Annotated in this window: 10 protein-coding genes; 1 reads left to right on the plus strand and 9 read right to left on the minus strand. The window is 39.7% G+C overall.

Going from position 1 to position 11,912, the window contains the following annotated elements:
* Nucleotides 1–354 precede the first annotated feature (354 nt).
* From ABE099_RS11725 to ABE099_RS11740, 4 genes are all read right to left on the minus strand, one after another.
* On the minus strand, nucleotides 355–3,141 hold the full coding sequence (locus tag ABE099_RS11725) for a glycoside hydrolase family 3 protein (RefSeq protein WP_430030763.1): 2,787 nt from the start codon (nucleotides 3,139–3,141) through the stop codon (nucleotides 355–357).
* A 370-nt stretch (nucleotides 3,142–3,511) separates the two neighbouring features.
* Nucleotides 3,512–3,820 (minus strand): hypothetical protein, encoded by a 309-nt coding sequence (locus ABE099_RS11730; RefSeq protein WP_430030766.1) that lies wholly within the window; start codon nucleotides 3,818–3,820, stop codon nucleotides 3,512–3,514.
* 13 nt (nucleotides 3,821–3,833) lie between these two features.
* Nucleotides 3,834–4,094, minus strand: a complete 261-nt coding sequence (locus ABE099_RS11735; RefSeq protein ID WP_430030769.1) for a hypothetical protein — start codon at nucleotides 4,092–4,094, stop codon at nucleotides 3,834–3,836.
* Nucleotides 4,095–4,115: 21 nt separating this feature from the next.
* Nucleotides 4,116–4,412, minus strand: coding sequence for a DUF5316 domain-containing protein (locus ABE099_RS11740; protein WP_430030772.1), 297 nt, complete (start codon nucleotides 4,410–4,412; stop codon nucleotides 4,116–4,118).
* A 156-nt stretch (nucleotides 4,413–4,568) separates the two neighbouring features.
* On the opposite strand from ABE099_RS11740, the gene ABE099_RS11745 reads away from it, so the two are divergent.
* Nucleotides 4,569–4,748: a hypothetical protein gene (locus ABE099_RS11745; protein WP_430030775.1), complete on the plus strand. Its 180-nt coding sequence runs from the start codon at nucleotides 4,569–4,571 to the stop codon at nucleotides 4,746–4,748.
* 167 nt (nucleotides 4,749–4,915) lie between these two features.
* Here ABE099_RS11745 and ABE099_RS11750 read toward each other — a convergent pair whose 3' ends face one another.
* The 5 genes from ABE099_RS11750 to ABE099_RS11770 form a co-directional block, all read right to left on the minus strand.
* Nucleotides 4,916–7,303, minus strand: a complete 2,388-nt coding sequence (locus ABE099_RS11750; RefSeq protein WP_430030779.1) for a phosphoketolase family protein — start codon at nucleotides 7,301–7,303, stop codon at nucleotides 4,916–4,918.
* A gap of 296 nt (nucleotides 7,304–7,599) precedes the next feature.
* Nucleotides 7,600–8,322 (minus strand): GntR family transcriptional regulator, encoded by a 723-nt coding sequence (locus tag ABE099_RS11755; RefSeq protein ID WP_430030782.1) that lies wholly within the window; start codon nucleotides 8,320–8,322, stop codon nucleotides 7,600–7,602.
* Between the two features lie 64 nt (nucleotides 8,323–8,386).
* Entirely contained in the window at nucleotides 8,387–8,602 is a 216-nt protein-coding gene (locus ABE099_RS11760; protein ID WP_430030785.1) for a hypothetical protein, read from the minus strand.
* A gap of 118 nt (nucleotides 8,603–8,720) precedes the next feature.
* On the minus strand, nucleotides 8,721–9,362 hold the full coding sequence (locus ABE099_RS11765) for a polysaccharide deacetylase family protein (RefSeq protein WP_430030787.1): 642 nt from the start codon (nucleotides 9,360–9,362) through the stop codon (nucleotides 8,721–8,723).
* A gap of 250 nt (nucleotides 9,363–9,612) precedes the next feature.
* Nucleotides 9,613–11,769, minus strand: coding sequence for a beta-galactosidase (locus ABE099_RS11770; protein ID WP_430030790.1), 2,157 nt, complete (start codon nucleotides 11,767–11,769; stop codon nucleotides 9,613–9,615).
* Nucleotides 11,770–11,912 lie beyond the last annotated feature (143 nt).

Below are 11,912 nucleotides of genomic sequence, written 5' to 3' on the forward strand. Positions count from 1 at the left end.
CGGAGACCGTCTCTTAAAACCAGATTTCACCATTAAATACCATTCAAAATAATCTGGTTTTAACAACGATCGTAGGAACTCTCTGCCCCGTAGCTTCCACCTTCATCGTGTCAATCACTGTTTCCTCTATGCCTTAATTAAGCCTCATCATTTCATTAGTGATTGACACACACACCAACAAGCGAAGAGGCAGAGGGATTCCGGAGATCGTCTCTTAAAACCAGATTTTAACAATTAACATATCATTCTGAACAATCTGGTTTTAACAACGATCGTAGGAACTCTCTGCCCCGTAGCTTCCACCTTCATCGTGTCGATCACTAATCCGTATGAGTCTTAATTAACTTTTATTAACTACAACCGTTTAAATTCAATATAGTCAATCTGTAACCCTGGCTTAATGAAGTCAAGCTTCATTTCATATAGACCAGTATCCAAATGCACTTTGATTAGCTTTTGTTTAATCCAACTGCCTTCTGTACCATTGGTTTGGATCGTAACCACCGCTTGATCGTTGAGCGTTAGGTTACACGCACTTTGTGCAAGGAAAAAATCTGCCGACATCAGTTGTACGTAAATCCGATATTCTCCCGCTTCTTCCACCGTAAACAAGGTTGTCCCTGCTTCATTTGGTTTCACTTTAGCATCTATCGAGATGCTTTGAACTTGCTTAGCTTGTTCAGCTTCTAAAGCAGAACTACCTTTAATCGTAGCAGCTACTTCCTCTGGTTTAAGTGCTCTGAAAAATACAGGCGCCTTCATAAGAAACTCACAAATGTTAATCGCACTACGTTGCACCTCTCCACGTGTCAAGGAACCATTTTCTAACGATTCCAATGTATTATCGCCCCATACGTTCGTTTCAGCACCATAATTCGTGACTACCTTATACAAATCATTTTGTGCACGTACCATCATATTCGTAAGCTTCCGATCTGCTGGGCCACCGTTAACAACATCGTTCATCACTGCCCACCAGTCTGTCATAACAATACCCTTAAAGCCCCATTCTCCACGCAATATCGTTGTATTTAAATCGTAGTTAGAAGCTGTCCAATGTCCGTTAATTGGATTGTAAGCTGTCATGATGGAGTTCGCTCCAGCTTGCTTCACTGCAATTTCAAAGCCCTTTAAATAAATTTCACGCAATGCCCGCTCAGATACAACCGCATCAACCTTGTTACGGAATTTCTCCTGATTGTTACCCGCAAAATGCTTCAGTGTGGCATTGGCGCCACCCTTCATAATCCCACGCGTACAAGCAGCCGCAAAGAGACCAGAAACTAGTGGGTCCTCTGAGAAGTACTCAAAATTGCGTCCGTTTAATGGGCTACGACGAATGTTTAATCCTGGTCCTAGCAGTGCATCGATCCCGTTACGCAACAATTCTTGACCTTCCATCACGTACAAGGCTTCCACTAATTCTACATCCCAAGTTGCAGCCAGCAACGTTCCAATGGATACTTGGGTTGCTTTATGTCCACTATCCATACGAATTCCAGATGGACCATCTGCCGTACAACCAACAGGAATACCTAGCTTACTTAAGCTATCACTCACACCACCAAATGCAGAAGCTGTACCTGGGGTAACAAGCGGGCTACTCATTCCTTCACTGCGTACAATGACAGCTAAATCCTCGTCACTTAACTGGGCAATAAATTGCTCCATGCTTACCTTACCTGCGGCTACATCCTGTAGGGTATATCCTTGGTTGCCTGTCTGCTCGATCTCTTGTGGCAAACGGCTTTTAATCCGCTCGGCCAGATCCACCTTACGTGTCGGTACTGGAACAAAGTCGATTTCATATGTGCCATCTTCCTTACGAGCACCTGGCTTCATTCTCGTAAATTCCTGTACTGGTGCCATCGCTTCCTCAAGCTGTTCTACCACTACTAGCTGATGAAGGTTAAACCCATCCTTGCCGTCTACCTGAACCTGAGTTGTATTACGAACACTGTTGCCAACATGGAATAAGTACGTGCCTGCCTCTAATACATAAGCAAAAGCTACACCACTTTCACCGTTATCATCATAAGCCGCCATACTAGATACAGGGAAACTCACAGTGACACGTTGAGATTGACTTGGCTGTAACTCCTTTGTTTTTGCAAAACCAGCAAGTGTCTTCGCAGGTCTTCCTAATTTACCTTGTGGTGCTTCATAATAAACCTGCACAACCTCTTTACCAGCATAGGTTGCGCCGATATTTTTTACAGTTGCAGAAACTTCAATCCACTGTTTGCCTTCCTTTTCTATCACATGTGCTTGCTCTGTCTCAATTGAAAAATCAGTATAAGACAACCCAAAACCAAACTCATATTGCACCTTATTAGGACAAAACGTTTCAAAGTAGCGATAACCTACATAAATATCCTCTTGATAAAAATTTCTAAATTCATCCCCATAATTTCGTGTAGAAGGGTAATCTTCGATCGCATAAGCAATCGTATCCGTTAGCTTACCACTTGGGATTACATCGCCAACAATGACATCTGCAATCGCATTGCCACCCTCCATTCCCCCATGCCAAGCATAAATAACAGTAGGAATATCACGAAGGTTATCGTCATTTAACCAGCTCATATCTATAATATTGCTCACATTTAGCACCACAATTGTCTGGTCAAAATGGGCACATACCTTTTTAAGCATTTCCTTCTCATCATCAGTAAGGCGGTAGCTACCAGGCGCATCCGCATTATCCTGGTCTTCACCTGCTGTACGACCAATAACAACGATTGCCTTTTCCGACTCCGTTGCAGCACGAGCTACGATCTCATCGGTTAAAGGCATTTCCTTCTGATGCCATGGCTCGGCAGCCCAACCGCCACCACCGTTATCAAACGGGTTTTGCTCCACCCATTGCTCATAAATTTGCGATAACTGTTCATTCACAACAATATCTTTTTTACTACGAAGCCCTTCCAGCAAGCTTGTCGTATGGGTTACATTTACACTCCCACCTGAGCCTGTGCCACTACGATAATAGTTAATTTGAACTCGACCAAAAACTGAAACCTTCTCATTTTTTTGAATAGGCAGAACATGTCCTTCATTTTTCAAAAGCACTGCCCCTTGTGCAGCAACTTCCCGACTAAATTCAGCAAATCCCTCTAATGGTATCCCTAATTTCTCCATACCTTATCTATTCCCTCCTGATGTTCGTTTCAAAGTACTGCTACATCAACAATGATAGCGCATTCTTAAATCAGTATTAGAATTGAATTTAAAGCTAGTTCTCTAAATTATAGCCTTCCCCCAGCAAGCATGTCCATATCACAACTTAATAGAATATCATGCTAAAATTACAGATTTGAAGCATGAGGAATATCACAACTTCCAATTAATGTATATCGTAAACTAATGTTATTGTGACTTTAAAACTTAAAACCACTTAAAACTATACTTCCTTATAAAAGATGTTGAAAAAGATATTGGATATGATTGTTAGAATTAGTAAAAAACGATTGAATTGCTAGGGGTGTATGTGGGATTAGGTATAGGGGTTCTATACATTCCTATATCTTCTATAGTAATAGATTGGATTAAAGAGGGCGAGACAGGCAATAGCAATAAACATAACAAATGAAATGGGATCCCCACCTATACCTAGCTCATCAACAATAATACCTGTTTGGTAAAGTAGCAGTGCGGAGACAAATAAAAAAGTGACTGAAAAGCTAATCACCGTAAAACCATTTATTATTTTTCTCTTGAAAAACGCCATTGCAAACAATGAGCACACTAACAATAAAATAAATAAAATATAGATCGGCCTAAAACCTATATAGGCACCATCAACAATTCCATTAACCATTAAAATTCTCTCCTTACGGCATCAAAAGTATATACATGAAGATAGCTGCTGGAACAAGCATGCCAACAAACATAGCGACATAGGGCAGAGGTGTTTTTAAATAACCTTTAACTTCTTTTACCCCATACTTACGTTTATCATGGAAATCGATTTGACTAGAAAAATCCTGAATGAGGTTTTCTGCTTCTTTCTCCTCATAGTGAAGTAGCGTATTCCACACTTTCTCATATTGTGTGCGTAGTTCATCCAAACGTTCACTATCCCTCAGCTTCATCCGTTATGCACTCCTTTAGCTTTATTTAATAATTAGATATATGGCTATCCCCATTACTATAAAAGGCAAACCAAACAAAAACAAAAATTGAGATTGCCTTACTCTCGACGTTCGATCTTTCTCGGTTTCTTGATGAAAGTTAGCTCTAGAACGATCTCCACTTATAAATGCGCCTGTGAGTAAACCTGAAATAATCCAAATAACTACACCTGTAATGAAGGTGACATTTAATGCAGTGTCAATATCCTTTGTAAATATCATAATTGAAATAGTAAGTACACTGGCTATTAAACCATACAGCAATGATTTCAACTTCATCACCCCGATATAAAAAATATATCTAATCCTATAACTTTACTTTAGCATATCACCAATATATTGGAAAATGTGAGATAAAGAGCTATAAGGTGCATAATGGATATGACGAAGCACATACTAAGATTCAACTATAATTACAAAGGAGATGGCTTCTACTTGAATCAACAACATGAGCCAGATAAAAACCTAGTTAATACAGTCAAGCGGTTGGAGGAAACACCTGTGAACAGTCATGAGGCGCAGCAACAGCAGCAGGCACGTAACGACCGTCGTAAGCAAGCCTTGCATAACAGTGATGGAAAATATAAAGAAAATGAATCTGGAAACTTCCATTAAGCTAACTGCATCACCATTAAATATTATTCCATTTGAAAAAGAAGCTTCTTCGCCCACATATCGTGGATGTAGAAGCTTCTTTCTTGTTTTAAAATTTTAAATTGCCCAAATTTTCCTTCGTTTAGTTTGTTTAATTTATTTAGTTATTTAGCTCTTGTCCTGTCCCCTTACTTCTTCAAGCCTTTCCATACCCAGTTTTCAACCTCTGGCAAGTCAGTACCTTCTTCACGAATAAAGTGGTGGTGTTTGTTCACCATTTCATCCATTTCGTTCGCAATTGCAGTATGTGCCTCAGAAGCAGGCAAGCTAAGCACAGCTTCCTTCACGAGGTCAAAACGGTCCATTTGGTTAACAACACGCATATCGAATGGCGTAGTAATATCTCCATTTTCACGGTAGCCATGTACATGTAAATTATGATTATGACGATCAAAGAACAAGTCTTTAATTAAGCCTTCATAACCATGGAAAGCAAAAATGACAGGTTTATCTTTCGTGAAGAATCCATCAAATTCAGCGTCTGAAAGACCACGAGGATCTAGCTTTTGGCTTCTTAATTTCAATAAATCAACGATATTAATGTATCTAATTTTAAGGTTTGGCAATTTTTCATTTAAGATGGAGATTGCAGCTAGCGCCTCCATTGTTGGTTCTGTTCCTGCGGAAGCAAATACAACATCAGGTTCAGCACCATTGTCTGTACTTGCCCAATCAATAATTTTAAGTCCTTTATCCACTAGTTCTTGCGCTTCATCCCCATTAAACCATTGTGGACGTGGGTGCTTAGAAGAAACGATCAAATTAATTTTTTGACGATCATTCAAAATAGTATCAAATACTGCAAGCAAGGAATTCGCATCTGCTGGCAAATATTCACGAATGTACTCAGGTTTCTTATCTGCTAAGTGACCTAAAATACCTGGGTCTTGGTGCGTATATCCATTATGGTCTTGTTGGAACACCGTAGATGTTGCCACAATATTTAGGGATGGAATTTCTGCACGCCAACCTTGATCTGTCGCCTTACGAAGCCATTTGAAGTGTTGTGTAATCATGGAATCAACAACACGTAAGAACGCTTCATAGCTTGCAAAAAATCCATGACGACCCGTTAACACGTAACCTTCCAATAAACCTTCAGCTTGGTGCTCAGACAATTGAGAGTCTATAACACGACCATAGCTAGCCAAAAACTCGTCGTTAGGCTCAATAACTTCTTCCATCCATTGACGTTTGGTAACTTCGAATACAGGTCCTAAACGGTTAGACATCGTTTCATCTGGACCAAAAATTCTGAAGTTTTTGTTGTCTTCATTTTCAACAAGGACATCCTTAACGTATTTACCAAGCACGGACATATCCTGCGCTAACACAGCACCTGGCTGACTTGTATCTACAGTATAATTGCGGAAATTCGGCTTTTTCAAATCCTTTACAAGATGACCTGCATCTGCATGCGGATTTTTACCCATTCGTCTGTTACCCTTTGGTGTAAGCTCAGCAAGCTCTGCTTTTAATTTACCATTAGCCTCAAACAACTCTTCTGGTCTATAGCTATGCATCCATTCCAATAATGCAGGTGCATATTCCATATGCTTTTGATCCACAGGAATTGGCACCTGATGAGCACGGAACGATCCTTCATTCGGAACCTTATCCCATTCCTTAGGTCCAGTCCAGCCTTTAGGAGAACGGAAAATAAGAACAGGCCATGCAGGAATCGATAAATCGTTGTTTTCACGTGCATTTTTTTGAATCGCATGAATTTTTTCAATAATAACATCTAAAGCTTCAGCCATTGCTGCGTGCATTTTATCAGGATCGCTACCTTCAACAAAATGAGGATCCCAACCTAAACCTTTGAAATATTGGGTTAACTCTTCGGTTGATTTACGGGAAAGAATAGTTGGATTACTAATTTTAAAACCGTTCAAGTGTAAAATTGGCAATGCGCAGCCATCTGTAATTGGGTTAATAAAACGATTAGAGAACCAAGAAGCCGCAAGTGGTCCTGTTTCAGATTCTCCATCGCCAATAACTACCGCAGAAATCAAGCTAGGGTTATCTAAAATTGCGCCAACACCATGGGAAAGAGAATATCCAAGTTCGCCACCTTCATGGATTGATCCTGGCGTTTCAGGTGCAGCATGAGAAGCAATACCGCCTGGGAAAGAAAATTGTTTAAACAATTTTTTCATACCTGCAATGTCTTGAGTAATTTGTGGGTAAATTTCAGTATAGCTACCGTCTAAGTAGGAGTTGGAGACCATGACTTGACCGCCGTGGCCTGGACCTTCAATATAAATCATATTTAAATCGTATTTATTAATAACACGATTAAGATGAGCGTAAATAAAGTTTTGACCCGGAATTGTGCCCCAGTGTCCAATCGGTTTTACCTTTACATCTGAAGCCTTCAAAGGTTCCTTCAATAAAGGATTATCCTTCAAGTATAGCTGACCTACTGAAATATAGTTTGTTGCTCTCCAGTACGCGTCAACCTTTGCCAAATATTCTTTAGATGAGTAATCCAACTTTGGTGCGATCATTGCCATTTCTTCCACCCCTAAACAATTTTTTTGTAATTTCTTTCCGTTTTCTTTATTTTCAAGTACATCATACCGCTATGAAAATTAAATTCAACCTTTTTATGAATTAATACGATCCAATCATGTGAAATTTTGAACATAGTATGAAATTTACAACAATAAATTAGTCGTTTTTCTTTTATTTTTAAATTATTATAAATTTTTACTTCTTACGAGAGCACAAAAAAACCAGGGTATTTTCCCCTAGTCTTTTCTAAACCTTGTTTATTATTCTGATCACTACGTTGTCAAATAATTCTTGCTTACTGCACCGATACAAAGGAGTTAAATTTCATATATTTATAATGAAAACGCATATGCGAGAACTCAAACGGTGTTCCATTGTCTAAAAAGAAAATGCCTTCCATCACACCTACCGGCTCATTTGGCTGTAGCTCTAATAGCTGCTGATCCTCAGCCTGAGAAGGCTCTGCAAACACGGACAAAAATGACTTTGTTACCGCTAAGTTATGCGCATCCTCCAAATAATTAAAGATCGAGCCTTCAATAATTTCCTGATTTAAATTTTGCACAATTTTAATTGGAATATACCCCGTCTCAATCATAAACGGCTGATCATCAAACAAACGTAAACGCACAATTTTATAAACAAAATCATATCTATCTATAAACAAATCTCGTTGTAACTCCTCTGTTGGAGAAATCACCTCAAAGCTGAGTACTTTGACCTTAGGTTTTTGCCCATGCATTTGAAAATTATCTGTAACCCCTAGGTTTGAGCCTTCATAATTGAAAATAGATTCATTTTTAATGTATAAAGGATTGATAAATGTTCCTGAGCCACGCTTTTTAAAAATAATACCTACGTGCTCCATTTTATTCAAGGCATGTTTGACTGAACTTCGACTCACCTGATATGTTTCACTTAATGTCCTCTCGTCTGGTAATTTCATATCAGGAAATTGCCCTGCGAATATTTTCCTTTTGAGGTCATCCATAATTTTTTTATACACAAACTGCGTCATATCTTACTCCTCTTTTAAGGTCATTTTTCAGTTAACCCCAGTAGACCTAGTTTACCATATCCAATTAGTAGTTAGGTAAGCTTTCAACCGCCGTAAAAAATACATCCAACAATTTTTCGCCAAATTCAGCTTCGACATAAGCTTCAATTTTGTCTAACTCCTCAAGGCTGTCATACTCCAGACAAGGGCGTCCTTCACTCCACAACACCCGACATTGGAATACTGACTGCACCTTTTCGATGATGAAATCTTGCTCTACAGACTTACGGCTAAGCGACACGAAAAATCATTCCTTTCTTCTTTCTTTGTTTCTTCTTTCTTTGTTTCTTGTTTGTTCTTCTTTTCAATGTTTAAGGTTTTTCTTTATTTCTTTGGCATGCATGGAAATATGTAAAAATTTATTTAGTAGATAAACTAATAAGTTCACTGACCGTCACCAATTGATACCCGTCCCCAGCAAGCTCCTCTACCAATATGCGTACTGCCTCAATGGATTGGGAACGATCCCCATAACCATCATGGAAAATTAAAATACTTCCTTTACCTAGCTTCTTTTTGGTCTGATCGATAATAAAATCAATACCTGGCTGTTCCCAATCCTGTGCCTCATTGTTTACTGCACCGATCGTATAATAACCACGATCCCCAACAAACTGCTGTATCTCATCATTAATGCCAAAGTAAGGAGGTCTAAAAACAGCCGGTTTCCCACCTGTAATTTGAACAATTCGTTGTTCCATTTTTTCAATTTCAGCTTTAGCTTCCTCTAAAGAAACTGACGCTAAATTGGGATGGGTATACGTATGGTTTCCAATCTCATGTCCTGCCGCGTGAGCCTCTCTTGCTACCTGCTCTGCCTCATCTGAAGCATCCATCTGTTGTCCTAACATAAAAAAGGTTGCTTTGCCACCAACCTGGCTAAAAATATCAAGCAACTGCCGCGTATATAACGGATTAGGACCATCATCAAACGTAAAGGCAACAATTTTATCCTCTGTTGGAACCTGTTCAAGCACGCTAAATTTAGTTAACTTATCCATTACACTCACCTCGAAATTAAGTTACTTCTATCGCTATGCCCCTACATTATACCGTATCTCACTATGGCAAAAAGTGAATGTTGCCAAACATTTCTTAAATTGTTGAAAAAAAAGCCCACCCTGATAAAAGGATGGACTTAGAACTAAGCGTTAATAAATGGGAGGAATTTGATTTTAAAAGGCAATCTTCAGAATCGCTCTGTCTCTCCGCTAGTTTCAAGCACTGATTTCAAGATTGAGCCAAATTTGTTTATATCGTACGTGTTGCTACCACGATTTCAAATGGCTGAATCTGCCATGAGACAGTAGTATCTAATTGACGAACTCCTTCATTTGGGACTACAGTCCACTTTTCATCTAAAGCAGGCATCTCACAAGCAACTCCGTTATAGTTTTGTACAAATAGGTACTCGGTATCGGCATTTTCACGCGTAGTAGCATACACGCCATATGGTAATGGCACCTCAACCGCCTTTTTCAATTGTAATTTAGCAGCTACATCAAAATAAAAATCGCGATAAAACTGCTGTTCAAATCGGCTAGCCACATAATAGGCTTCACCTGCGCCAAAACGATGACGGGTTAAGGCTGGCTTACCTGCATAAAAATCATCGCCATAAGTCATGATTGCTTCTGCACCTTGCAAAGAAACTAAATCACATAACGTACTACAGAAGTAGAAGCCAGTTAGCTTGCCGTTGCCCTCCTGCATGATGTGTGTCGCCTCAACGTTAACGACGCCTTGATTCATCTCATGATCATACAGACCATCGATTTCGTCACTAACTAGACCAACAACATCACTTAGCTTATGCGGTGCAACACCTCTGAACACAAGATCGTTTTCGTCGACAATACCACTCCAGTACGTTAATACTAATGTGCCACCCTGCTCAACAAATGAGCGAAGCTTATCCTCAAAGCCAGCCCGAAGCATATACAACATTGGAGCAACAAGCAGCTTATAGTCACTAATGTCACATTCCATATCCACAAAATCGACAGAAATACCTTGCTCTAGCAATGCCCGATAATGACGCTGAACCTCTTCAATATACCCCATACCTTGGTTGCGAGGGCCTTGAGCGTCCTCGATCGCCCATTTATTTTCCCAGTCATACACGATGGCAGCTTGGGAAACTGTCGTTGAACTCGCTACATCTACATCTGAAAACTGCTGGAGTAGGTTACCTAACTCTGCCACTTCTTTAAATACACGGTGCTCATTGGAGCTATCATGGGACACAACAGCACCATGGAATTTTTCACTCGACCCACGACTTTTACGCCACTGAAAATATTGCACAGAATTAGAGCCATGCGCCACCGCTTGCATTGACGATAATACATGCATACCTGGTTTTTTCAGCTTGGAAACGCCTTGCCAATTCGTCATACTTGGTGAGCTTTCCATAAGCAAAAACGGCTGACGCTTAATCGAGCGCATCATATCATGATTCATTGCCGTATCGATCGCAATATCGATATCCGGTTTTTTATGCCAAAGTGGGTAATTGTCCCATGATACAATATCAACGGAGTCCTTATATTTAAAGTAGTTTAATCCATCAAAGTAATACATAAAGTTGGTGGTGACAGGAATACCAGGATTATAAGTTTTTACTGCCGCAATTTCATGGTTCATAAAATTAAGACTTTGATCGGTTACAAATCTGCGCCAATCTAGGTTCAAGCCATGAGTTGCGCTCTCGCCATGTGGAGCAGGAGAGTCAATTTGTAACCAATCAGTATACGTATGACTCCAAAAAGTTGTCCACCAAGCGGCATTTAATGCCTCTAATGTACCGTACTTGTTTTGAAGCCAAGTCCTGAATGCGTCCTGACACAAATCACAATGGCATTCGCCACCATATTCATTGGAAATATGCCAGAGCTTTACCGCAGGATGGTGACTATAACGCTTTGAGAGCTCTGTATTAATAATGTTGATTTTTTCTCTATAAATAGGAGAAGTATAGCAATGATTATGACGAGCACCATATAAATTACGTTGGCGTTCTTTGCTTACACGTAATACTTCGGGATATTTCTGAGCGAGCCAAGTTGGACGTGCACCTGATGGGGTTGCCAAAAAGACAGAAATCCCATTTGAATAAAGGGAATCAATCACATGATCCATCCACTCAAAATTAAACTTCCCTTCCTCAGGCTCTAATGCTGCCCAAGAAAAAATCCCTACAGACATTACATTACAGCCCGCTTCCTTCATATATCGAATATCCTGCTCCAGCACCTCTGGTTCATGTAACCATTGCTCTGGATTATAGTCCGCACCATGCAAAAGTCGATCACTAAAAAGATGTGTCTCTTGTGTTCTTGTATTCGTATTCAATGGTTTCCCTCCACTCTTAAAAATAAAGCCTGATTTCACCTTGATGCATAACATTAGGATGAGAATCAGGCTATCAAATTTAAAAAATAAATGGTGTGGTCATTAAGGTTCGCTCTTTTAATTAGTGGTTGACAACCAACCCAAGCTAGCGAAGGGAGAGAGAGATTCTGGAGAGTGAAACGTTCGTATTTAAAACC

Source organism: Paenibacillus turicensis (assembly GCF_050461185.1).
In the GTDB taxonomy this organism is placed as follows: Bacteria; Bacillota; Bacilli; order Paenibacillales; family Paenibacillaceae; genus Fontibacillus; species Fontibacillus turicensis_A.

Coding starts and splice junctions, on each gene's coding strand:
- ABE099_RS11725 (WP_430030763.1), bottom strand. CDS start 3,141: ATGGAGAAATTAGGGATACCATTAGAGGGATTTGCTGAATTTAGTCGG.
- ABE099_RS11735 (WP_430030769.1), bottom strand. CDS start 4,094: ATGAAGCTGAGGGATAGTGAACGTTTGGATGAACTACGCACACAATAT.
- ABE099_RS11770 (WP_430030790.1), bottom strand. CDS start 11,769: ATGTTATGCATCAAGGTGAAATCAGGCTTTATTTTTAAGAGTGGAGGG.
- ABE099_RS11755 (WP_430030782.1), bottom strand. CDS start 8,322: ATGACGCAGTTTGTGTATAAAAAAATTATGGATGACCTCAAAAGGAAA.
- ABE099_RS11750 (WP_430030779.1), bottom strand. CDS start 7,303: ATGGCAATGATCGCACCAAAGTTGGATTACTCATCTAAAGAATATTTG.
- ABE099_RS11740 (WP_430030772.1), bottom strand. CDS start 4,412: ATGAAGTTGAAATCATTGCTGTATGGTTTAATAGCCAGTGTACTTACT.
- ABE099_RS11730 (WP_430030766.1), bottom strand. CDS start 3,820: ATGGTTAATGGAATTGTTGATGGTGCCTATATAGGTTTTAGGCCGATC.
- ABE099_RS11765 (WP_430030787.1), bottom strand. CDS start 9,362: ATGGATAAGTTAACTAAATTTAGCGTGCTTGAACAGGTTCCAACAGAG.